Source organism: Ruegeria sp. C2 (assembly GCF_056537765.1).
The window spans coordinates 78,370-102,379 of sequence record NZ_JBQFRZ010000009.1 but is presented as its reverse complement, the minus strand read 5'-3'; the positions used below and the strand labels follow the sequence as shown (position 1 = coordinate 102,379).

General features: G+C 54.5%; 21 protein-coding genes. 3 read left to right on the top strand and 18 right to left on the bottom strand.

Features of this window, described 5'->3' with window-relative positions:
• From ACR0IV_RS19270 to ACR0IV_RS19255, 4 genes are all read right to left on the bottom strand, one after another.
• The coding region (locus ACR0IV_RS19270; protein ID WP_480734422.1) for an efflux RND transporter permease subunit at positions 1–1,235 on the bottom strand (1,235 nt) is incomplete at its 3' end.
• On the bottom strand, positions 1,232–2,533 hold the full coding sequence (locus ACR0IV_RS19265; protein WP_480659624.1) for an efflux RND transporter periplasmic adaptor subunit: 1,302 nt from the start codon (positions 2,531–2,533) through the stop codon (positions 1,232–1,234). The genes ACR0IV_RS19265 and ACR0IV_RS19270, both read right to left, overlap by 4 nt.
• An 85-nt stretch (positions 2,534–2,618) precedes the next feature.
• Positions 2,619–3,110, bottom strand: a complete 492-nt coding sequence (locus ACR0IV_RS19260) for an enoyl-CoA hydratase (protein ID WP_170624879.1) — start codon at positions 3,108–3,110, stop codon at positions 2,619–2,621.
• A 26-nt stretch (positions 3,111–3,136) separates the two neighbouring features.
• Positions 3,137–4,396, bottom strand: a complete 1,260-nt coding sequence (locus ACR0IV_RS19255; RefSeq protein WP_170624878.1) for a ferric reductase-like transmembrane domain-containing protein — start codon at positions 4,394–4,396, stop codon at positions 3,137–3,139.
• A 193-nt stretch (positions 4,397–4,589) separates the two neighbouring features.
• Here ACR0IV_RS19255 and ACR0IV_RS19250 point away from each other — a divergent pair, with 193 nt between their 5' ends.
• Entirely contained in the window at positions 4,590–5,045 is a 456-nt protein-coding gene (locus ACR0IV_RS19250; RefSeq protein WP_170624877.1) for a MarR family winged helix-turn-helix transcriptional regulator, read from the top strand.
• 85 nt (positions 5,046–5,130) lie between these two features.
• On the opposite strand, the gene ACR0IV_RS19245 is transcribed toward ACR0IV_RS19250, so the two are convergent.
• The 11 genes from ACR0IV_RS19245 to ACR0IV_RS19195 form a co-directional block, all read right to left on the bottom strand.
• Positions 5,131–6,315 (bottom strand): mandelate racemase/muconate lactonizing enzyme family protein, encoded by a 1,185-nt coding sequence (locus ACR0IV_RS19245; RefSeq protein ID WP_170624876.1) that lies wholly within the window; start codon positions 6,313–6,315, stop codon positions 5,131–5,133.
• A 23-nt stretch (positions 6,316–6,338) separates the two neighbouring features.
• The gene (locus ACR0IV_RS19240; protein ID WP_170624875.1) at positions 6,339–6,887 is read right to left on the bottom strand and encodes a cupin domain-containing protein; all 549 of its coding nucleotides are present in this window, start codon (positions 6,885–6,887) and stop codon (positions 6,339–6,341) included.
• A gap of 312 nt (positions 6,888–7,199) precedes the next feature.
• Positions 7,200–7,868, bottom strand: coding sequence for a response regulator transcription factor (locus tag ACR0IV_RS19235; protein ID WP_170624874.1), 669 nt, complete (start codon positions 7,866–7,868; stop codon positions 7,200–7,202).
• Positions 7,865–9,424, bottom strand: a complete 1,560-nt coding sequence (locus tag ACR0IV_RS19230) for a sensor histidine kinase (protein ID WP_170624873.1) — start codon at positions 9,422–9,424, stop codon at positions 7,865–7,867. The genes ACR0IV_RS19235 and ACR0IV_RS19230 overlap by 4 nt, the downstream gene beginning before the upstream one ends.
• A complete protein-coding gene (locus ACR0IV_RS19225; RefSeq protein WP_170624872.1) occupies positions 9,415–11,013 on the bottom strand; it encodes an ABC transporter ATP-binding protein in 1,599 nt (532 codons plus the stop codon). The genes ACR0IV_RS19230 and ACR0IV_RS19225 overlap by 10 nt, the downstream gene beginning before the upstream one ends.
• Complete coding sequence (locus ACR0IV_RS19220) at positions 11,010–12,098, bottom strand: P-loop NTPase family protein (protein WP_170624871.1); 1,089 nt, start codon at positions 12,096–12,098, stop codon at positions 11,010–11,012. The genes ACR0IV_RS19225 and ACR0IV_RS19220 overlap by 4 nt, the downstream gene beginning before the upstream one ends.
• A gap of 198 nt (positions 12,099–12,296) precedes the next feature.
• A complete protein-coding gene (locus tag ACR0IV_RS19215) occupies positions 12,297–13,808 on the bottom strand; it encodes an AMP-binding protein (RefSeq protein ID WP_170624870.1) in 1,512 nt (503 codons plus the stop codon).
• Positions 13,805–15,226 (bottom strand): acylating sulfoacetaldehyde dehydrogenase, encoded by a 1,422-nt coding sequence (gene sauS, locus ACR0IV_RS19210; protein ID WP_170624869.1) that lies wholly within the window; start codon positions 15,224–15,226, stop codon positions 13,805–13,807. The genes ACR0IV_RS19215 and sauS overlap by 4 nt, the downstream gene beginning before the upstream one ends.
• Before the next feature lie 55 nt (positions 15,227–15,281).
• Entirely contained in the window at positions 15,282–16,241 is a 960-nt protein-coding gene (locus tag ACR0IV_RS19205) for a tripartite tricarboxylate transporter substrate binding protein (RefSeq protein ID WP_170624868.1), read from the bottom strand.
• A 44-nt stretch (positions 16,242–16,285) separates the two neighbouring features.
• Positions 16,286–16,741 carry a tripartite tricarboxylate transporter TctB family protein gene (locus ACR0IV_RS19200; protein ID WP_170624867.1) on the bottom strand — a complete coding sequence of 152 codons (456 nt, stop codon included), beginning with the start codon at positions 16,739–16,741 and terminating at the stop codon, positions 16,286–16,288.
• On the bottom strand, positions 16,738–18,249 hold the full coding sequence (locus tag ACR0IV_RS19195; RefSeq protein WP_170624866.1) for a tripartite tricarboxylate transporter permease: 1,512 nt from the start codon (positions 18,247–18,249) through the stop codon (positions 16,738–16,740). Before ACR0IV_RS19195 ends, ACR0IV_RS19200 begins: the two co-directional genes overlap by 4 nt.
• 112 nt (positions 18,250–18,361) lie before the next feature.
• On the opposite strand from ACR0IV_RS19195, the gene ACR0IV_RS19190 reads away from it, so the two are divergent.
• Entirely contained in the window at positions 18,362–19,390 is a 1,029-nt protein-coding gene (locus ACR0IV_RS19190; RefSeq protein ID WP_170624865.1) for a LacI family DNA-binding transcriptional regulator, read from the top strand.
• Between the two features lie 81 nt (positions 19,391–19,471).
• The gene (locus tag ACR0IV_RS19185; RefSeq protein WP_170624864.1) at positions 19,472–20,677 is read left to right on the top strand and encodes an adenylate/guanylate cyclase domain-containing protein; all 1,206 of its coding nucleotides are present in this window, start codon (positions 19,472–19,474) and stop codon (positions 20,675–20,677) included.
• 45 nt (positions 20,678–20,722) lie between these two features.
• Here the strand turns inward: ACR0IV_RS19185 and ACR0IV_RS19180 are convergent, their stop codons facing one another.
• From ACR0IV_RS19180 to ACR0IV_RS19170, 3 genes are all read right to left on the bottom strand, one after another.
• On the bottom strand, positions 20,723–21,346 hold the full coding sequence (locus ACR0IV_RS19180) for a hypothetical protein (RefSeq protein ID WP_480659625.1): 624 nt from the start codon (positions 21,344–21,346) through the stop codon (positions 20,723–20,725).
• Between the two features lie 219 nt (positions 21,347–21,565).
• Positions 21,566–22,312 (bottom strand): hypothetical protein, encoded by a 747-nt coding sequence (locus ACR0IV_RS19175; protein WP_170624862.1) that lies wholly within the window; start codon positions 22,310–22,312, stop codon positions 21,566–21,568.
• A 67-nt stretch (positions 22,313–22,379) separates the two neighbouring features.
• Positions 22,380–24,008 carry a sulfatase-like hydrolase/transferase gene (locus tag ACR0IV_RS19170; protein WP_480588552.1) on the bottom strand — a complete coding sequence of 543 codons (1,629 nt, stop codon included), beginning with the start codon at positions 24,006–24,008 and terminating at the stop codon, positions 22,380–22,382.
• Between the last annotated feature and the right edge of the window lie 2 nt (positions 24,009–24,010).

Sequence of the window (24,010 nt, the reverse complement as noted above, 5' to 3'; positions counted from 1 at the left end):
GGCCCCAGCTTCTGGCGCCATTTCGCGATATTGTCCGCTATGACGATGCTGTCATCCATGATCAGACCGATTGCCATCAGCAATCCGATCAAAGAGATCGTGTTGATCGTCACCCCGACCAGACCCATGAGGAAAATACCACCGAGGAACGAAAACGGCAGCGAGAATGAAATCCAAATTGCTTCGGACACGGAAAAAAACAGGCACATGACCAAAACCACGAGCAGCAAACTCTGGACAGCATTGCCTAGAACCAGATTGATCTGGGTCTCAACGGTTTCGGTCAAATTGTTGACGACCGTAATTCGAAACGGCGCAGGATACCGCATTTCTTCTTGCGCAATTTTGTCAGACACCTGTGCAAAGGCCTTAATGGCGTCATCGGTTTTGCGTTTGCTGACCTGAATGATTGCGGCCCGATCCCCGTCAATAAAAGACTGCTGCTCTGGTGCGGCTTCAAACAATGTGACCTCAGCCACATCTACCAGACGCACGATCCCGCCTTCCGGCGTCTCCACCAGAACCAAGTTTTCCAGGTCGGTTGCTGAACGGCGCGCATCGAAGTAGCGCAGGGTGATCTCGCGCCCCGTCGTTGCGACTGTACCTAAGGGCGCGCGCAAACTGCGCGCCTCAACAGCGTCAGCGACGTCCTTCGGACTAAGCCCAAACCGTCGCAATGCCAGTTGATCAAACGAAATACGGTATTCGGCTTCCGATATACCCGTGACCTCGGCGGTCGCGATCATTGGCAAATTGGCTAATTCTTCCGCAAACGCGTCAGCGTATTGAATCAGGCCATCATGTGTTTCAATGCCCGAAACCGCTACAGATGCGATCACTTCCGTTTGACCAAGAATGCTGACCGACGGAAGTTCGGCCTCTGACGGTAGATCATTAATACTGGAGACTTCTGATGAGATATCGTTGTAAAATTGCCCGATATCTCCGTTCTCCGCCATAGTGAGGGTGGCCGTCGCCAGGTTTTCAACAGACAGGCACTCAATCTCTTCTAGATTGTTAACTGCTCCCAACGCCTCATCGAGAATAAGGCAGATTTGCTCGTCCACATCGCTGGCCGACGCGCCCGGGAATTCGACCGAGACCGAAACTTCGGACGCAGTGAATTCCGGGAAGCTTTCACGCTCCATGTCCAGCAGTGTGGATAGGCCGATTAAACAGACAGCGATCAGGGCGAGGTTTGCTGCGACGGGATGCCGTGTGAAGTATGCGATCATGACTCTTGGCCTGTAGATTCCTCAACAGGCTCCAACAACATACCAATGACTGCGGGTCGGGGGTCGGACAAGACGAGCTGATCGCCGATTGCGAGACCTTTGTGGACAATGACCTCGTCGTTCTGAACCGAACCAGTTTCCACCTCCCGCCGCTCGAGCCGGGATTCATCGTCCAGAACATAGACAAAGCGGGTTGGTCCATCGGTATGCAAAGCTGCGCGTGGGACACGCAGTGCCTCTAGCGCGGACGGCGCAGATATTTGGACTTCAACAAAGGTGCCATTTGAAAGCGGTGGCCCGCGTCTGTCGGGGTTTGGTACGCTTGGGCTTTCTATTCGGACAACCAGACCAACCGTTCCCGTTGTCGGGTCTGCGCTGCCATCAAACCGAACGAGCTCAGCTGGCCATGCGTAGACCTCGCCTGCGACAGACATGCGCACTTCTGCTTGAAGGTCAAAGCTCTGCAACACATCAAAAGCATCAGATACATCCATACCTCGCAGCGCATCGATGGGTTCAATACCTCTTAGCGTTGTGAACAAATTGCCAAGAACACGAGTTTGGAATTCTGCCGTGACTTCCGATGCGGCGGTACTTTCTATTGTGGCTACGGTGTCACCGAAACGAATGAACTGTCCCGGTGACACCGATTTGGCTACAACACGCCCAGTGAGTGGAGTGGTAATGGTCGTGTTTGCCAATGCTCGCTCGGCTTCTTCGATTTCGACAGCACGGGTGTCGATCGTAGCCTGCAGCGAGGCGCGCTGCGCGGGGAGTAACCGCAGCGCATTTTCAAGATTCAAAACCATCTTTTCTTGCGCGAGCAAATTACCGATAGCCGTATCAACAACAGACTGGGATGCACTTCCGCGTTCCAACAGAGTTTCTTGCCGCGCCAACTCTGCCCTGCGTACATCCAAAAGGCGGGTTTCCAGTTCAATCGAAGCCTTCGTGTTTTGCTCGGTCGCTTCCAGTTCATCCAATGCAGCTTGGGCGCTGTCTCGGGATGCAGTCGCCCTCGCTAGTGAGATTTCGTAGTCCCGGGGATCAACCCGCAAAATTTCCGTGTTTTTTGAAATAACTGTCCCCACCTCGAGTTCAGGAGACACGAAGGTTGCGCGCCCATCGACCTGCGAAATTGCTTGCCAGCTGTCCACGGCAGTGACGCGACCATACCCGGATGCGTTCGGTACTGCGGAAGTTGGGGTCAGCGCCATCGTGCGCACGACCGTTACTGTTTCAGCCGGAGGTGTTACTTCCGCCGCGTCTTCACTGGTTAGCCACATGAACCCGCCCACGCCAATTGCCAGAGGGGGGAGAAACAACAGGGGTCGGAAGTTCATGTGACTATTCCTCGGCGTCTTGGGGGTTGAGAGGTTGTGGTCAGGCCCGTTCGACCAACTGCATCCGTTCAGCCTTTGAAATCCTAGGTCGGAACGCCCCCATGATCATCTCTGTAACCAAGGGGATCACGTTCGACATCCCAACCAGCTTCTCAGTGTTTTCACGGTCGAGAAAAGCCTTGCTCAGTTCGCCGTCTGGGATTGAGGCTTTAGCCATCTCCAGCAGTTCCGGCATCATCGGGACCAGAAAAACGAACGCATTGACTGTCAGAAAGGCCGTCATCGCAAGTTTGATCCGCATCCACCAGGCGCGTTCTGCAAAGCCAAAGAATAGGATCAGATCGACCAGGATTTTCAGACCAAGACCGGGCAGAATGAGAATGTAAGCGCTCTGCAGCTTGTAGTGGTAAATGACAGCAGCTGTTTCGGGAGATGGATGTGCGTTGATGGCACCGATTACAATGTGGGATAGAATGCCGCCCACATACATGATGGTTCCAATCTCAGCGATGAATGAGAGAAGCTTTTTCATGGAAATACAGCCTGATGAATTGGTGATTAACGGAACTCAAATGCCTCGGTGTGAATCTTGCTGCGTGGAACGCCTTCGGATTTGAGGTCTTTCATCAAACCGTCCACCATCGGCTTTGGACCACACATGAAATACTCATAGCTATCCAAGGGATCGGGCAGTTTCTGTTTCATCATGTCTACGCGAGCAAAGTTCCCCTCGTCTGAGAACAAGGGCACCAACGTGACGTTCCCCAATCGGGCAGCGTGATCACGAAGTTCATCCAGAAAAATCGCATCCTGCGCTTCGCGAGCTGCATAAACCAGATGAATTTGTCGGGAATCCCCAGACTCCATAGCTCGGATTTTTGACAGAAACGGAGTTAATCCAATGCCACCGGCCAGCCAGATTTGCTTATCTCCAGCCTTCGTCGCGTCAAATCGCCCGTATGGCCCACGAACATTGACGTGACCACCAGGCTGCAGTTCTTCGCGCACCTTGCGCGTCCAGTCACCCAGAACCTTGATAGTAAATTTCAAGTGCCCATCACTGGGAGCGCTTGAGATTGTAAAAGGATGAGGCTCGCTCCACCCTTTGCCTGCAATCTCAACAAAGGCAAATTGACCGGGCTTGAAGTCAAGGTGCGGTCCTGTGGGTTTAAGGACGATCTCGGTGGCCCGTTCAAGCGCATTAACAGCCTCGATTGTGTAGGGTGCCGCAGTTCTCTTGTTCATCCCGAATATTGAATAGATCAGGCAGACCACACCGCATGTTGCGGCGGCCAGCAGCAGCAAACCGGAGGGGCTAAACTGCACAAAGAAGATCTGAGGTGCTGTGAAGAAATGTCCGATCACAAGCACATATACAAGCGCCATGATCTTGTGTGTGGGTCGCCAGAAGGAATATCGGATTTTTCTGTTCAAAGCGATGAACAGACCGATTACGAGAAAGATAAGTCCTAACATCCCAAGTGGGGCAGAAGGAACCAGCGGGTTTTGCAGAGGATCAACGCCCGCCGGAAGCTCCTTTGGTACGCCAAAAAAATGAACAAGCGCGAGCAGAGCGGCAAGCACTCCGACAACTCTATGGGTCTGATACATTCGATCCAACCCACCAAACCAGTCTTCTAGAACCGGAGCGCGCGTGGACAACACTACCGAGCAGGTCATCAGGAGAAACGCAGCCCCACCTAGCAGGGTCGTAGCGGTAGTTCTCGAGTCATGATCCGTTGGCGCAAACACGACATGCAGAAGCCCGAAAACTGCGATCAGGCCTAAGATCAACAAAACACCCTGCCGCTTGAGCATCGCCCGCACTCCTCATGATATTGGCTATGAGCGCGGCACCTCAGCTATTTCGACTGATAAACACCGACTCAACCTGCTGCTTGACTTGTAATCGCAATACTTGCACTTACAATCATTGTAAATGCAAAAATCACTGCAACACTTGCAGGATGCAAGATTAGGGATTAAGGCCATGATCAGGAGCGCATTCCTGATGACCCAAATGAAAAGCACAAAGCACATTCGAGAAAACAGTTTCGGGTTTCTGATCCAGACCTTAGCCCGCGAAATCGACGCTCGGATGAAGCACGCGCTGAAAGAAGTGGACGTCGACGTAAAAGTGTTCGCCAACTTGATGCTGCTGGCTGACGAAGATGGGATCAACCAGAGGGCTTTGGGTGAAAAACTCAATTTCCCGGACTATTTCACGAGCCGAAACATCGATGCGCTGGTCGAAGCTGGCTACGCTGAACGAAGGCCCGACCCGGACAGTCGTCGTTCGTTTCTAATTTTTTTGACGGATGCTGGACGCGAAAAAGCGATGCAACTTCCGAAAATCGTTCGGCAAGTAAACGACCAAACTCTTGAGATGCTTTCAATGGATGAACGCAAGCAAGTCGTCAGCCTTTTGAAAAAGATTGCCAGAATCTCAGATTCAACAATTGACTAATACTATCCTGAGAAATTGATTCTTGCATCTAGCCATCTGTTTCGCAGGCCCTTTGGTTAGATTGAAGATCTCCAATTCAGCTAGTTCAAGCGACACGTTTGTGCATGAACGCTCCCCTGATTGCTTGGTTTGAGATTTCCTGCCCCAGACCAGGCCTTTCCGGTACGCGATAACGGCCATTCTCCGGTTGGTAGTCGTGTTTGCACAGGGCAACCACGTCGGGATGTGTAGAGCGGAAGTGATGTTCATGGATGCAGAAATTCGGGATTGCCGCCTGCAAATGCAGCGCTGCTGCGGTCGAAATTGGCGAGCCGGCGACATGTGCTTGCACTGTGGCGTCAAACACTTGCGCCATGTCGCAAATCTTCTTGGCCTCGGTCATCCCGCCGACGCAGCAAATATCCGGCTGGATCAGCTGGATCGCGTGCTCGCGGAAATAATTCATGAATCCCCAGCGGGAGTAGATCCGCTCGCCCGAGGCAATCGGAGTGTTCACCTTTTCCCGCACCAACCTGTGCGTCTCTGGGTTTATTAGGGTGGTGGGCTCCTCATAGGCGAAACACCGATATTTATCGCAAAGCGCGCCGATGGCGATGGCGCCAGGAGCATCCGTCCGACCGTGGTTCTCGACGATTATATCCACCTCATCACCACAGGCAGAGCGGATCGCGGCCAATCGTTCATCAACCAGCGCCAGCAGCGCATTCGGCACGATCCCCTCAAAAGCGGATTTCGGGATAAGATTTGCTTCACGATCGTACATCGTGAAGTCGATCTTCACCGCGTCATAGCCCTGCGCCATAGCGTACTCGGTGATCATGGCGTAGTCAGACGCCTTGCCGAACGGGCCAATCCTATCGTCCCAACCAAATTGCAGCTGGCTGGCATAGACGCGCTGATCTTCGCGAAACTTGCCGCCCAACAGCTGATAGCAGGGCAGGTCCAGCATCTTGCCCTTGATGTCCATCAGCGCGATGTCGATGGCACTGATGCCCGAAAACACCACGCCGCCACCGCCTTGGCCCCAGATGCTTTCCTTGAACATATGGTCCCAGATGACTTCGTTCTCCATCGGGTCCATGCCGATTATCATCTCGGCTAGATCGGCCACCATGCCGAACCCCGCGGTCGAGCCGACACCATAGCCGATGCCGCATTCACCATCACCATAGATGCCTTCGTCGGTGTGGATGCGACAAACGATCGGATTGCGCATACCCCTCTGATCTCCGGCATCGAGGAAATAGACGTCCACAGATGTTATCTTCATGGGGTCAATCTTGCTTTCCGAGGTTAGTCAAACTCTGCCATATCCGCCTTGCGACGCGCCATTGAATGGAAGTTCTCCATTGTGAACTCGATTTCATCGCCGGTGGTCCAGTCAAAGAGTGCCCTTTCTACCTGTGTCAACGGACCTTCATAGACGTGGATAGCGCAGCTTTGTTCTTTGCCATCCGCCGTGATCGCGTGGATGGCTTCGGGCCCAAGGCGTACAACCTCGCCTGCCTTAACAATACGGTTGCCGCCGTGGCGCAGTTTCCCGGGTTCTTTCTTGTAAAGAACTTCGACCTCGGCACCGCGATAGACAGCGATATGTACCGACATGCAATGTTCGTGCGGTGCAAAAACGACTTCCGCGCCATAGCGACAGGTCCAGATCGAGCAGCTTTCATCCTCGAACAGCATAACCTCGTCCTCTTCCGTTGCCGCGATGGCGTCTGCCAGGTCATCCATCTGCGACAGACTTCCCTCCAGAAAAGCCCGAATAGCTGTGGAGCGATCCTCTGATGCGGCAGCTTGGCGGATTTGGCCGACAAGATCATCTAGGATTGTTGGGATCATGGTCTGTCTCCTTTCGCGTGTCATAGCCTCCTGTCTTTCTGACAAATTGGTTCAATCACGCCTTAGCTTCATTCTGCGCCAGTTGTGGCATTTCCACAGCTTTCGCAATAACAACGTGTTGGCTGGATCGGTTCGAAATGTTTTGATTTTTCAGTCGCTTCCCGCCATGTCAGATGAGTTGCAGCTGCCGTTTGCGCCGACCGCAGCCGCAAAGCGCGGCCCCATCAGGTCACAAATCTTCACACTACATCCACACCGCACTGAGACCTGAAATTCCGTAGGTTTCGCACTCATCTCCTTTTCGCCCCGGCCTCATCCGAAACGATAACCGGTTCCATGCACGGTGGCGATCAGATCACCATGCGGCGCAATCTTCTTGCGAAGCCTTGCCACATGCACGTCCACTGTGTTCGTCAACGGGTCCGCAGTCGCACCCCAGACTGAGTTAAGGATACGCTCCCTACTCATCACTTTGCCTTTATTTGTCATCAGCATCGTAAGTATGGCCATTTCTTTGACGGATAGGTCTTGACGTGCACCATCAACACGGACGCATTGTGCGTCTTTATCCAGGATTATTGGGCCTACGTTTTCTTCCGGCTCACAACACATCACCCAGGTCTTGCAGCGCCGCCTAAGAGCCGCAATCCGGGCCAATAACTCGTCAAAATCGAAAGGTTTGGCCAGATAATCATCCGCACCCTTTTCTAGACCTGCGATCTTTTCATGTGTCGATTCAAGGGCTGTCAGCATCAGGACCGGCGTGTAGTCCTTGCGAAATCGCATCTTGGTGCAAACTTCATGGCCCGAGATACCAGGCAACATGACATCCAATACGACCACGTCGAACTCGTTTTCTCCTAATAGCTCCAACGCCGTTTCGCCATCTTGTGCATGAGTTGGAATCATGCCCTCGGCTCTCAATCCGCGCACCAGAAAATCGGCAATCCCATCTTCGTCTTCAACTATCAAAATATTCATGAAACAGATCTCAATGGAGCGCGCAGTGGCAAGGATATCAGAACCTGCAATCCGCCGAACTCACTATCTGACAGTTTGACCAATCCGCCGTGAGCTTCAACTATGGATTTTACAATTGGCAAACCAAGCCCGTAGCCTGCATCGCGGTTCCCTCCTGCATTGGATCCCCGGTAAAAACGAGCAAATGCGTTTTGCTTCTCTGCATCACTCATACCTGGACCATTGTCTGCAACAGAAATCTCACATGTATCCCCGTTTTCACTAAGTGTTATGATAGTGGTTGTTGCCCCATGGTTATTGGCATTTTGAAGCACAGCCAGAAGTGCCTGGCGTAGACGAAGGCGGTCCACACTGACTGGAATAGACCCATCCGGTTCAGAAATTTCAGAAACAATTGGTGAGAGTGCAACCGCATCCTGGACGATCCTTGATAAGTTGCTCGCCTCTTTCTTGAGCTTCAGTTCGCCACTTTCTTGCCTGGATATCAAAAGCAGGTCGTCGACAATGGCCGATGTATGCTCCGCAGCGACTTTAGAACGGCGCAATGCCTCCTGGAGTTCACTAACCTCGGGCTGCCTGTTGCGCAGGGCAATGTCTGCTTCGCCGCGGATGATTGTAAGCGGCGTCTTCAATTCATGGCTGACATCAGCCAGAAGGCGTTGCCGCCCGCCAGACTGGACACGAGCCTCCTCTAAGAGCCGCTCCAGTTCACTCGTCCGCTGTTTCACGATGGTTTCAAGATCGGTGTTTTTATCTTCCAATATCTGGTGGCGCTCACTCACCTTTGTGGCCATGGAATTCAACAGAGCTGAGACTTGATCTATCTCTTGGCTTCCTGAAACAGCAATGCGCTTATCTAACTCTCCGCGCTCCATGCCTTCCACGCCGCTCAGCAGTCCTTGAAGCGGTTTGGTCACGTTGCGATGGAAAAACCGAATTGCCGCAAATGCCAGTCCTCCAGCAACTACAATAAACGCACCACCCATGGTTGTGACCAAAAGTACCTCTTGGCGAAGCTCTTCCCGTGTTTCCGCAACTTCTTCCTGCTCCTCGTCTAACGCCATTGTCATCAAGGCACGAAACCCAGCCTCGGTATCGTTGCCGAGCAGACCGACAAACGCCATCCAGCGGGTACTGGCTTCGTTAAGTGTTTGTATCTTCGTCCGGCGTTCAAAGTGCCGGATCAATACCTCGAGCTTTGTTTCCAGGCGTTCTAGAAGTTCCAGTTCTTCAATTTCTTCCTCGCCAACCATCTCAATCTCAGTTGCGATGATACCTCGGATCTCCGCGATATCTGACCGAATTTGGTCAGCGAGCGCGCGTGTTTCTGTTTCATCATCAACGTCGGGCGTCAAAAGCGTATTGCCGTAGTGCTTGAATAGCTGAAAACCGTTTGTGGACAGACGAAGATGTGCCTCATAAGAGGCCTGCGCCAGAGCCATACGCTCAATATGATTGCTGGTCCGGTCAATAGCCCAAAAGGCCAGACCACCGCTCAGTAGCGCAAGTAGAAACACTCCAAACGTATATCCAGTTACTACACTGGTCAGGCGCATTTTCTGTTGTCTCCCTCTACTATGCCATGACTGGCAGCCCGCTTCAGATCGCTGCACCCGTCCGAGAGCCAAACCTCCGTACCCGGCGCCTCCTTTGCTCCCAAGGTGTGCACGATGGTCGCACCGTTATTTCCAAGGTTCGGCAGAAGCCTATCGCGGTCAGCCAAATGCGACCAGACATAGCTCTGAATCACAATGCAAACTGGCTCTGCCAGTATCACTTGAACTACGGAAATCCTCAGTTTTTCAGTCGCGGTAAGATTGGTACCACGCTCGGTTACCGTCCCATCAAGACCACCAAGTCGGTCCATCAGTGAACCCAGACCATTCGCGCGCGCGCAGTCTTCTATCTCATGATCAGACGGACGACGCTTACAGCCAAGCGAGAGATTGCGACGAAGAGATCCCTTCAATAACGAAGGATCATCATTGACAAAACCAACCTGCAGTGTGGACCCAGATTCACCATCGAATTCCGCGGCCCAGCCGCTGGTCTCAGAACCAGATACGATGCAATGCATAGCGTCTACCGCGTCGTCAATCTCAAGGATCGAAAGACCAGTGACCTGGCCAGCTGGGCAGTAAAATCGTAGATCACCATCCTTCTTGAGCCACAAGCTCATCGGAGCGTCAACAGACGAACGTGATGGTTCCTCTTCGGTCGAGGCCAAAAGCGCCTCGCAGCGCGCTCGCGCCACGCTCCAAGCTACATATCGGTCCCAAACACCGATCATTTCTTTGATTGGCAGTGCAGCTATCCCCAAAACTGCTAACGCTCCAGCCGTTGTGCCCGGCGCAACCTCAAAATTAAGAGCAGTCCAAAGGATGGCCGCTCCACCGAAACCAAGACCTGCATCAGGCAAGGCTCGTAACAATGAGACGCGACGTATGCGACTAACCGAATTATCTGCGACCGCCCTGCCCTCTTTCTTCAAGCTCTTCAATTCGCGGCGCAATCGCCCAAGCCGGGTCAGAGCGTCCGACATCATGATCCGTTCCATCGCAAAGATTGCCAATTTGGCTCTGCTTTTTCTCAATCGCCTGTGGCGTCGGCGAAGAATTGTACCGAGTCCTACCATAAGCAGAACCGCAGCCAGCAGTGGGAGCGCACCCGCAGCAGCCAGGCGCGGATCAAGCCACCACAAGCAAGTAAATGCTGCAGGCGCAACCAAGGCCCCGACAATCAGCCGATGTACTCCCAATCCAACCCAGCCCCGGGCTGCGGTCATATCCCCAACAAAGCGCAAAGAGAGCCCGCCGACGCTTCTGCGATTTCGAACTTTCTGTGGAAGCCGCGCAATCGCCGAAAAGACGACTTCGCGCAGTTCAATAGCGAAAGAATGTCCAATGGCTTCAGCCTTTGTTCGCGCAAGCGCATTGCAAGTTGCCGTGGCAGCCGCCGAAAAACACAAGAGCCCCACCAGCATAAATGGAACATCAGCGCTTCCGTGCAGTGCTTCGAACAGGCCTCGTGTGGAAAGTGCCGCCAGAAACAGACATGCCGCCTGCAGTACACCGAGCATCACCATGGCGAAAATTGCCCGACCTCGTGGCCGGGCAAGAGGGTTAGGAAGCCTCAAATCACTCATGCGGCAACCGCTCCATCCGAATGTGTCTCAACTCGTTCATTCCGCATCAGGTGAGCGGTCAAATCGGTAACGACGCCAGGGGTACACAGTTCTTCCCGTGTCAAGATCGGCACTCCGGTGACATGGCCTGCTTCCCGCGCACCAAGTGCCGACAGGCTGACCTTGCCTGAGATAGCAAAGGGTGACAGGCCGCAGGTCGAGAGCAACTGCGTGCCGCCGACAGCGCCAAGTGCATCTGGAGCTGCGAAAAGCAGGCCATCCATGCGGCGGATGATTGAAGAGTCTTGCAGGATTTCGCGGGTTTCTTTCTGGAATACTCCGTCGGCAATCTCCACCACGGCCACCGTAGCACCACCTCGGGCCGCTTGCCCAACCAGCGTATCAAAGGACTGTTCGATATCTGCCAAGGGCACCCGGAAGGTGGAAGCATAGCCAGTATCAGTGAAATCACTCGCCGGGATGCCAGCATCCTCAAAGGCATTGAAGTCCCCGAAGGCTCCAGTACCTGTAGCTTTGATTCCAGCCACCTCATAGCCCGCGCGCATCAATCCATGTGCCAGACAGACAGCAGCGGTGGTTTTGCCCGCATTCATCGATGCGCCAAAAACACCAAACACCGTCATGTTTTCCGGCACGGTTGCGGCATCGATCGCATACCGGTCTATATTGACTACAATGCCGTGACGATCCGCCAGCGCACCTATGGGGCGCAGCTGTGTTGGTTTTGACATCGCGTGATGAGCAGCTTCAACTGTGCCCGCCAAGCCGCCACCAGCCAACAAATCGAGCATGTCGCCACTTAGCTTTGCGGCTCCTAGGAACTGATCCGGAGCGTAGCGGTCTCCGAGACAGACCACCACGAGATCGCCAGGATACATAACTGACAAGCGCTGATTTTCCTGCTGAATCTTCTTGTGCTGCCCAATACTGGCGACCTCACACAATATGAGGTCGCCAGCACGCAGGGTGGCTGGTGTGAGTGGGGCAAGCCCTGCGATGTCCGAACGCAACGCACGGCGTGTCGTGAACGCCCATTTGATTTTGTGCCGCACGGAAGCAAAATTGAGTGTCGCGTGGGTTTCCATGTGTTCCTCCTGAGCCGTGGATTGTATTGACAATCACACTTTGTCCGGAACGCGGTTGCAAAGCCTGACGCATGAGTGACGCACGCGTTAAGCAAATATTAACGAGATATGAACGAGCAACGGCCGTTGAAATTCCTCAGATCTGCAACAATGAAAAAAAGGTCAGCAGTGTTTTGTTAATAAAAAAACTGCTGCGGGTTACATCGTCGAACCACCGATCTTGTCGTTGAGAATCTCGAGTATTCTGTTTCTTTGTATTTTCCCTGATGGCCCTTTTGGCAATTCCGGCAAGACATGGACTTGATCGGGGGATTTGAATCGACCCAGCTTGGTTTCGCAAATCTGCAATAGGGTCAGCGACGTCAGTTCGGATCCGTCCCGGATTTTCACGGCGGCCTCAACGGTTTCACCATAGCTGCGACAGGGGCGCGCAAAAGCTGCGGCTTCAACAACGTCGGGATGGGAGTACAGCGCTTCGTCGATCTCACGCGGGGCGATATTTTCACCGCCTTTGATGATCAGTTCTTTCAGGCGGCCGGTGACATAGACGTACCCATCCTCATCCATACGCGCCAGATCACCCGTACGCAGCCAGCCATCGGCTGTAAAAGTACCTGCAGTCGCATCCGGGTTCTTGAGATATTCAAGCATGACGTTCGGTCCGCTTATAACCAGCTCACCTTCAGTCCCATGTGGAACCCGTTGCTGATTTAGGTCCAGAATCGCGGCGTTATTTCCGTACGCAACACCTGGTGAGCCGATCTTGCGCACGCCTGGCGGAAGGGGGTTTGACAGGATCTGCGCCGCAGTTTCTGTAAGCCCCATAGTTTCGATGATGGGAACCTCGAACCGCTCTTCAAATGCGCGTTGCACATCCGGGGCCAGCGCGGATGACGCGGACCGCCCGAACCGCAACTGCTGTCGTGTCTGGGCATCCGGGTTGTTGTCGGAATGCAGCAGATGAGAGATTATTGTCGGGACCACCGAAAACCAAGTAGCTTGCGTTTTCCCGACGTTGTCCCAGAACCGGCTTGCCGAAAACCGTTCGCACATGACCAGCGATCCACCCGAGACGAGCGTTCCCATCACCGTCACGCAAAGCCCGTTGATATGGTAGATCGGCAAAACACAGAAGCCACGGTCCGTGTCTGACAGCTCATGCGCGATAGCAGTGGTCCAGCCTCCAGCCAACAGGCTGGAATGGGTGTGAACGACACCTTTGGGACGGCCGGTTGTGCCCGAAGTGTACATGAGCAGGGCGTGATCATCGGGCGCCAAATCGTAAAGCTCGGCAGTGGCGTCACCGGCGTCGGTGACCTGCAAGGCCGTGGTCACTGCAGGATCGGCAGTTCGGTCAAACAACTCGGTTTGATCTGGGTGCACAAAGGCAAAGCGTGCGCCGCTGTGTTCAAGCGCGTAGGCTACGGCACTGTCGCCCGCAACAAGATTGATCATGGTTGCCCGGAACCCACCACACAGAACGCCGAATAAGGCAATCAGCGCCTCGCGGCAGTTAGGGTAAACAAGGGCGACACTCTCGCCTTTTTGCACGCCCAAGCGGGTCAACATGCTTGCAACGTTTCGGGACGAGCTGCTCAGCTCCGCCCAGCTCAGATCCGGTGCGCCATCGGGGAACACAAACCCGGTTCCGCCCTGATCGGCCCTACGGTCCAGCCAGTCGCGGACTGTGCCTTTTGGCGGTTCCATCATTGCCCGGTCTCCTGCCAATACGCGCCGAAAACATCCTCTAGCGCGGGTTCGCGCGGGGCTATTTCACGCACGACTTTGGTCGTTTGGACGAAGTGCCGCCAATGCAGGTTGGTATCGATTGAGTTCCCACCCCAACTGCCGCATCCCATAGAAAGCGAAAAGGGCATGCCATTGTTAAAGCTGCCACCAGTGGCAAATGTATGCGCTTGATTGACGATGACCCGGCAGGTCGGCAGGTCGCGACCAAGCTCAACCGCGCGCGTGTCGTCGCTGGTGTGAATGCCGACCGAGTGTCCGGCCCCCTGATGGGCTAAAATGCGCGCTGCGGTGGCTTTCGCGGCGGCATAGTCTGAGGCCCGATACAGGGCCAGAACGCGGCTTAGTTTCTCACCGGACAGGGGGTGATTGGGGCCGATGCCGTCGGTTTCGACCGCCAGAAACTTGGTGCCTTCGGGGACTTTCCCGGCCATTCCCAGCGCCTCAAGCATCTTGTCAGCGTCCTGAGCGATGGCTGACCGATTCAGGTGTCCGTCCGGCCAAAGGCGGGAAACGATCCCTGCTTCGTCAGAGGACGGAATCAGCGCGCCTCCCTCAGCTGCCATTGCGGCGACAAAGTCGTCATAGACCGCTTCTACAACAACGACGGCATTTTCGGACGAGCAGGAGGTCGCGTTGTCGAAACACTTCGAGGCCGTGATCTTGGCTGCGGCGGCCGCTAAGTCGGCGGTTTCATCGACTATCACCGTGACGTTGCCCGCACCAACCGCGACGGCGGGTGTCCCGCAGGACTGCGCCCGGTGCACGTTATTCTGGCTGCCGGTGCAAATAACCCGATCCGAGCCTTCCATCAGCCGTTGGGTTTTGGCCTTCGATCCCGGCGCGGGGAGCATTTGAACCAGATCCGCGTCCAGCCCCAGCTTTTCAAACTCGGCGTGAATGAAACTCAGCAGCAGCTCACAGGATGCGACACCTTTGGGCGAGGGCGCGACGACGATCGCGTTGCCGCCCTTCAGGGCATTGATAATGTTGTTGGCCGGAGTTGCAGCGGGATTGGTCGACGGGACGACCGCGCCGATTACGCCAATCGGGCGGGCGATTTCGGTGATGCCTGTTTCAGGATCGTCACTGATGACGCCGTAAGTCTTTGCCTCGGCAATATCGCGCAGCAGGCCGAGGGTCTTGCGATGGTTCTTGGTGATCTTGTCAGGGACATTGCCCAGCCCTGTGGTTTCCACGGCCAGCTCTGCCAACGCCCGATTGCGCGCGGGTTCCATGATCGCCCAACCCGCTGCCAGCGCCGCCTTGTCATAAAGTGTCTGGCTGCCTGCGGCTTCATAGGCGATCTGCGCCTTGCGCGCCTGCGCCATGATCCGGTCAACTTCGGCGATCTCGGGGGCTATCTCGTTCTGAGCGTTCATGTTCATCCTCGATGTGTTTTCCGGGGCGGACCAGACCCGCCCCGGTGGGGGTCGTTCAGAGGCCAGCCAGCAGTTCGTTCAGCGTCTGTTGGCGCTGCGCCCACATCTCGATCACTTCGTCACGTGTCATGATGTGCATGGGCGAGCCGCCCGCTTCCATCTTCTTGGTGACGCGCGAGTTGGCGAACATCTCGGGCACGGTGGCGGCCAGTTTTTCAATCACCTCTGGCGGCGTCCCTTTGGGCACCATTACACCGCGGAAGTTGACCGAGGAATTGTCGACGTCCAGCCCCTGTTCCATCATCGTCGGAACGTCGGGCAGGAACGCATTGCGCTCCAGATCGGCGACGCCAAGGATTTTGACGTTACCTGCCTCTTGCGCGCGGAAGGCATCGGACAGATTGTTGATGCCGCCCATGACTTCGCCGGCTATCACTGCTTTCATCGCCGCAGCTCCGCCGCCTTTGGTCGGGATGTAGGCCATCTTGGTTCCGGCGGCCTTGTCGATCTGCAGCGCCGCGATGTGGTGACCCACAAAAAGACCCGCGCCGGATACGGTCAGCTTGCCCGGGTTTTCCTTGGCGTAGGCCACGACGTCTTCCATCGAGTTGAACTCGCTATCCGCACCAACCACGAACACCGCCGGGTCTGCACCCCAGTTAGCAATAGGCTCAAAGCTGTCCGCCGAATACTCGACACCACCCTTGATCGACTGGGCGATGAAGTGGGGCACGTTATAGGCCGCCAAAGTGTAGCCGTCCGGATCAGCTTGCGTTGCGAACCAGTTCCATCCGACACGCCCGCCCGCACCGGGCTTGTTGATGATGGCGATGGGCATTCCCAGTGCATCCTCGTTCCCGGCGGTCATGGTTACAATCCGTGCCTGGAAATCGGTGGCCCCACCAGCCCCGTAGCTGACCATCATCATCAGCGGTCGTTCGGGATAGTCCTCTGCCGTTGCCGCGCCCGTCAGGCACGCCAGAGCCATTGCTGCCCCTGCAATCAATCTTTTCATTTTCCCTTTCCTCCCTGATTTGGTTCGACCACGCGCCTGCGGGATCAGAACAGAATTTCTCTTGGTGTGTAGACGTTCAAAAGCATCGCAAAGAGCCCGTACATCACTGTTACAAAGACTGCTGTGATGATCCCGCGCTTGATCCAGGTTTTGCCCTCGGAATGCGGTGCGGGGTCATAGATCGACAGCAGGATGAAAAAAGCGATGGTTGTTGCGGTGTAGAACCCCAGCGTTTTTGCGGCCCAGAACACGTAGATCGGTGTGACGATAAGACCGGGCAGCATGTTCACAAACATTGTCCGCGTCACGCCGTTGCCGATCTTGGACAAACCCATGACCGCCTTGCCAAATGTCCACCCGGCCAGCACCACAAAGACAGTTGCGATCAGACGCGGGAACAGGAATGCCTCGGCCGGTTGCTGGGTATAGCTGACCCAGGTCACCCAAAGGCCGACTGCAAATACCATACCCGACCCGAATATGTGCTGCGAGCGGTTCATGCCTGTGCCTCCTCTTTGGTGGTGTAGCGGCGGCTTCGCAGTTCCATCCAGGCTGAGTAGGCGATCGAGGCAAGAACCACTGCGATCAGGAACAGGTTCAACCCACCGGTCAGGAAGTACGACGCCTTACCGACGGTCGCGTCAGCGATCATTCCCCCTTGGATAAAGTTGGCTTCGGCGATGGGTCCTAGGATCAGTCCCAGCACCAGCGGCGCGGCCGAGAAGCCAAAGCGTTCCAGAAAGAACATGCCGATGCCCAGACAGGCCATGACATAGACGTCACCCATCGAGCCCTGAACGGAATAGGCCCCAAAGACCGACAGTGACAGAACGATAGCTGCCATGACGGATTGCGGAACCTGTGCGACTCGCGCCGCAAGCCCTGCAACGTAAAGGCCAAAGATGCACATCAGCACTTGGCCGATCAGCATCGAGTTGATGAAGGTCCAGGCGACGTCAGGATGATTGTCGAACAAATCCGAGCCCGGGAAGATCCCGTGGATCAGCAAGCCACCCAACAGCACGGCAGCGGTCGGGCTGCCGGGGATCGAAAGGGTCAATAGCGGAACCAACGACGGTCCGACCATAGCGTTGTTGGCAGATTCCGCAGCAATCACACCCTCGGAGTGCCCAGTGCCGAACTTGTCTTTCTCGGCCGAGAATTTCTTGGTCTGATCATAGGCCACGAGTCCCGCGATCTGTCCCCCGACGCCGGGGATAAGACCGATGATCGAACCGGTCAGCGTGCCGATGCTCAGCGCACGTGTGCGACTGAAAAGTTCGCGGAAGGCTGCGAGGACTGAGTGACGCTGTACTTCGATGACCTCGGCGCCCGTGTTGTTGCGACCCTTAGCAAACATCGTCAGCACCTGAGGTATCGCAAACAGGCCAATCAACGCGGCGATTATGTTGATGCCGCCACCCAGTGCTGGGTGAAAAATGAATCTCTGCGCGCCCATGATGTCGTCGAACCCGATTGTGGCCAGCCACAACCCGATACATCCCGACAGTAGGCCTTTGACCACCGAGGCGGAGTCAAGCGTGCCAATCACGGTCACGCCGAGAATGGCCAGCCAGAAAAGGTGTGACGGGCCAAAAGCCAGCGCCCATTTCGCCAGCACCGGGGTCAGGAAGATCAGCAGCAATACGCCAAAAATACCGCCAACCGCCGAGGCCAGAAAAGACAGTTGCAAAGCCCGCGCACCCTCCCCCTGTTTTGCCATGGTATGGCCGTCCAACGTTGTGGCGATATTTGCAGGCGCGCCGGGGATCTTCAGAAGTATGGCACTTACGGCACCTCCGGCAACGGTTGACGTATAGGCTGCCCCCAGCAGGATCAGACCCTGCGCCGCCTCAAGCTGGAAAGTAAACGGGATCAGAAGTGCGACAGCCATTGTCGGCGACAGGCCCGGCGTTGCCCCCAGGATCAGGCCGCCAATCGTGCCGCCCAACAGCAACAAAAACGACAACGGTGTGAAGACGTCTCCGAAGTAATAAATGAATTCCATTCAGGGCCTCCCAACCCATCGGTCCACACTTTTACTTTGTTGACAAATCAGGGTAGGCGATGAAAATAGTATTGCAAATGTTTTCATAAATTCGACCGAATGGAAGAATATTATGGCTAATTATCAAAAGGGTAAGGTGGATATTGTAGCGGTTGCAAAGGCCGCAAAAGTGTCACCGTCAACGGTGTCCCGCACCTTTAATCACCCCAATCTGGTCAACCCTGCGACTCGGAAGAAGATCAACCGAGCAGTGCAAAGGTTGGGATACATCCGAAACCGAGCAGCGCAGACGATGCACGGCAAAAGGTCAGGCACAATCGGTCTAGTCGTCCCTACCATCAACCACGCAATTTTCGCCGAAGTCATTCAGGCATTTTCAGATTCCATCGACAGTGCCGGGTTTACCCTTTTGCTGGCATCACACGGTTATAATCTCGACCGAGAATACGCGATGGTCCGCAAGCTGCTGGAGCATCGGATAGACGGGGTGGCGCTGGTAGGGCTGGAGCATTCTAAAGCCACTGTTCAGTTGATCAAGCAGCAGAGAACACCGGCGCTCGCTATATGGAACTACTCAAATGACTGCCCGCTTCCGTGTGTCGGAGCCGACAACCGCTTGGCCGGGCGCCTTGCGGCAGAACACCTGCTTGCATTGGAGCACCGTGACATTGGGCTGATCTTTCCCAAAACTACAGACAATGACCGGGCGCAAAATCGTCTTTCTGCCGTACGTGACGCGCTTTATGAAAAGGGTATTTCCATTCCGAATGAACGAGATTCTGAAGCCCCATACAGCATATCTCAGGCTAAGCAGGCGGCCACATCTCTTCTAACTGAACGTACTCGCCCTACCGCTTTACTTTGCGGAAACGACGTCATCGCACAGGGCGCTTTGTTTGCGGCCCAAAACCTTGGCTTGAAGGTTCCTAATGACCTGTCAATCATCGGTATTGGAGATTTCAAGGGGTCCGCGGATGTTGAGCCAGGGCTCACCACTATTCGCATTCCAGCAACAACCATTGGAAAACTCGCAGGCGAAAGATTCACCAATTATATTATGTCAGACGATCCAGATCACTTCAGTATCTGCTGCGAATTAGAGTGCGTCGTCAGAGGAACAACTGGTCCAGCGGTAGTATAGGTTCAACGTCAGAACAAAATTCTGGTCAACCTAATGCGAATGCCAAACCATAGTGAAGTCAAAACGTGGGGCTTGACCTGCATGCAGCAACAAGAAGCAAAATTACCGGAAATCTCTCCTGAAACAAGCGAAGCGATGTCGCCCGTAAACCAGTGGCTATTGAGCGCTGGTCGTGACAAGGCAAACGTTTGTGAGCTGTTAGAGTCCCTGAATGTCCGTCTGACCGCACTCGATATCCCACTTGTCAAAATGTTTGTCGGGGTGGAGCAACTCCACCCCGAACTATTTGCTGAAACCTATGTCTGGGATGCAAAGAAGGGTACGCAAATCCTTGCCCGCCCTCATGGAGCACAGCTATTGGATAGCTATAAAAATAGTCCTATTCCAAAAATACTTTCTGGTGTCCCGATGATACGGCTGCATGACTTGAGTATTGAGTATGCTTTTGGGCAATCCCTCAAGTCAGACGGCGCCACAGATGCCGTCTTTATGAGTTTGCGCTTCAGTCAAAATCGTCCACAGGTTCTGTGCTGCGCAACAGATCAGCCCTCGGGTTTCACTCCAAAACACGTCATGAAAATCGCATCACTTTTGCCAGCACTCGGATGTGTTGTTGAACTGCTCACAGCTCGCAGAACGGCTGTTCATCTTTTGGATGCTTACGTGGGGCATGATGCCGGTACCCGCATTCTGAATGGTGAAATCACGCGTGGGTCCGGTAAAACTCAAAGCGGGATCATATGGTTTTGCGACCTTGCCGGATTTACGTCAATGAGCGAAGCACTATCCAGTAGCGATTTGATTGGAATGCTAAATCAGTTTTTCGACGCTATGGCCAAACCGGTTGAAAAATACCAAGGTACAATTTTAAAGTTTTTGGGAGACGGCATTCTAGCGTTTTTTGCTTTGCCGGCAGACGTCGATGATCCTTCGAAAGTGTGCTCGTCGGTGTTAAATGCCGCGCGTGAAGCTTGCGAAAACGTAGATCGACTAAACTCCGACCGCAGTAATGTAGGAGATCCGCCGATTTCATTTGGGATTGGTTTGCACATTGGTGAAGTGCTTTATGGGAATGTGGGCGCGGTAAATAGACTTGACTTCACCGTGATTGGGTCTGCCGTGAACTACGCGGCGCGATTAGAAGCGATCACCCGCCGTACGAACTACCGCATTGTGGTGTCATCTGAGTTCGCTGCTCGTGTCAGCGAAACGTTGCCTTTGGTTGGCCTCTTTGAGCTGCCGGGCATTTGCGAACCGCAGCCCGTTCACGGCGCATTGTCGTGTTAACCGCCATTCGATTGTTTCTCATGGAATTTGTTTCACGCCCGTTCGTTAGAAAAAGTACTTGATACCAATGTATGGACCATGCTGGTCGACGTCATAGGCAAATTCACCGGAACTCAGTGTGTCGCTATAGTCGACGCTAAAGTAACGATACCCGAACGTGAACGCGGTCTTCTCCCAAGGTTGATAGTCGAAACCAACATTTGCACCAATCTGGAGGTCATTTCCACCGGCACCAAAACCGCCAAGTTCCAAGGACCCAATCCCAGTCCATTTCTGGTTTAGCCGCCACATCCCGCGTATGCCGACGACTGGTTCTATCCAACCCTGATCTCCACCCAACGTAGGTGGGTTCCCCGGTCCTGGGGTAGTTAGGTCGATTTCCTGACGGATGGAGTTGTACCTCAGACCACCTTGGAGATCGATTGCATACCTCTGGCCGCTGCTGCCGTATTCGCCATCTGAAATACGGTAAGCCCCAAGCACACCAAACCATTTTTGACGAACGTCCACGTTTACCCCGGCACCCAGAGGGCCAGGCAGATTGGAATCCTGTTCGATCCCCACATAATTTGCATCCACGATGATGCCAAAATCCCCGTTCCATGCCTCGTACCGGCCGGCTGCTGCGAAATCGAGCACATCCAGGACGTCACCAAGGTCCAGATCCAAATCCGCGGATTGTCCAGCCACGGTTGACGTACCCGTGGTTCGTAGGGGTGTGAACAGATAGAATGAGGCTCCATGCCGCCAGCCTGTTTCGTTTTGACCTGGCGCAGGTAGAGACTGAGCACGGGAAAGCCCGGGCATAGATAATACGCCGGTCAGAAATACGAGGGCGCTAATTGATCTGCGATGGAGCATCGGATTTTCCTTGCATATTGGCGGCGCTTAGTAGTTGAACCTCAGACCTATCCCGGCACCTTGGTCGTAGGGTCTGTCAGTACCAATACCGACCAACACATCTGCGTAGAGTGCAATTCCAGGGCTGAGGTTCTTACCGATCTGGAATTCGGCGGTCGCGGGCCACGCGTCATTTTCCCAATCGTATGGCGCCTTGATATCTGCTTTGGCCCAATACCCGTCACCAAATGGCTGAAGCGCAATAAGGCGCATCGCAGTCTGGCTGACATCGGTCGAACCGTTATATGAAGCAAAGTGTTGGACCAGAGGGATCAGAGTCAGCCCAGTATTAGTGTTTGCAAAAGCGAACCCACCAAATGGGGCTATCTGATCCGACCCGGTGCCGATGCCTTCGTCGGGGTCACCAAAATCGAGGATCCACTCCAAACCAAGTGCAGACTTCACGCTCCAGGTGTCATTCAAGGGTTTCTGTGAGGGAAAGTAGATCAGCTTGAAGCTGGTCTTTTCGAACCCGTCGAACCTTTCACCAGTCGCATTCGTTGAATTGTAGTGGAGCTCGTATTTTAGTTTTAGATCGGGGCGTAACATGTATGCACCGTCGACAAAGGCATCCTGACGGTCTGCACCCCCTCCCAGATCAAAATACTGATATCGAATGTCGGTATTGTTAACCGCAGCCAAAGGATTTGACGCGTTTTCCTCAGCTTCTGATGCAGAGCCTACCACGAGCAGTACATAGATCAGAGGAACAAGACAATGGAAGATGCGTGACATCAGACACCTAAGAGAAGTTGGATGGTCAAGTTAGACGGCGACAGGTTCTCGCCGCCGTCTACCTTCATCATTGCCAGCTGGAGAAGACTTCTCGGGTCAACTCGCTTTCGGGACGAAGATTCTCAATACCTTCATACGGCACACCCTTGCCCAGCGGCAGATGCGGGTGCTTTGCAATGGTTTTCTGATGGCGCTTCACCATGTCTTGGAAAGATGCACCGGACCATAGTGAATACCCGACAAGCGGATGCTCTTCACGCGGGTCGCGATAGACATTGAACACGGGGGCCGCAGCGCCGGGCTGACCGGGGGCCGGCAAATGCATCTTGAACTCTTGCTTCACGACTGAGCGCAATACGGGCCCTTCGTACACATAGACGTAGTCGCGACGCGAGTTGCCTTCGCCTTCAAGTAACAGCGCCGTCTGGTCAATGCCGTCGATCACGCGGTCGCGCGGGATGCGGTCAGTTGCGCCTGCGATCCGCGCGAAGGTCGTGAACAAATCCGAGACATGTACGATGTCACCTGCTGCACTGCCTGGCTCGATAGCGCCAGGCCAGCGGATGAACGCGTCAGTTCGCACTCCGCCTTCAAGGTGCTGCGTCTTTCCGCCGCGATAAATCAACTGGTTCAGACCGGACGTTCCTTCGTAGTGATACATCAGGCCATTGTCAGCCATAATCATAACGATGGTGTTGTCCGCCTTGCCAGTTTCATCCAGCTTAGCCAGAACTTCACCGATCCAGCCGTCCAGAACCTGCAACTTGTCGGCATGGAAGCCACCATTGCGGGAAACGGCCTGATCCGGATAAGCAAAATTCAGCGGATAGAGTGGCCAGTATTGCATAAAGAATGGGTCGTCCTGCGAGGCGAGGCGGTCAAGCTGTTCCAGTGCCTGACGCTGATAGCGCAGGTTCATTTCTTCGTATTTAGCCTGTGTCCATTCTTCGCCCGGCGCCATGTCGACTTCGCGAGCAAGGCCACCTGCTTCCCCTTCAACGCCGGTTACCAGACCATAGGGCTTGAATCGCTCATCCAGCTGGAATTGGTTGGACTGTCCGGACGGATGGAAGCCAAGCATATTGTTGGCAACCATCGCATCCCGTGTCATCAGGCTGAGTTGAACCTGCTGATGCAAAGGGAATGCGGCCCAGTCAAAACCCTGATTGTGCGGGTAAGCCTGCTCAATATCGCCCTGATGCCATTTCCCGACATGAGCAGTGTTGTATCCTTCTTCCTTCAGGATCTCGGCAATCGTGACTTCTTCAGCTGCAAGACCTTCGCCAACCAGCGCAACTTTGACCTCTTCAACGCCGGCGCGCACCGGATGACGACCGGTCAACATCGCAGTTCGTGTCGGTGTGCAGGATGGCTCAGTATACATTCTCATCAAGGACATGCCTTCGTTGGCAAAGTCGTTGATGTTGGGCGTGTCGAAACCTGTGACGTAGTTCATCGTCCGGTTACCCATTTGACCGAAGCTGACATCGTCGATCAGGATATACAGGATATTGGGCGGCTGGCCGCCATTGGCGTCGCGGATCTCGGCAAGTTTCGCCTCAATCTCGGAGTCCTGCGCATCCCATTGCTCGCCAAACTGTGCGCGTAGGAACTCAAACTCGCCATCATGGATGATAGGCGCATCCTGGGCAAAACCCGCGCCAGCCATCAGCACCATGGCTGTGGCATGTTTCAATA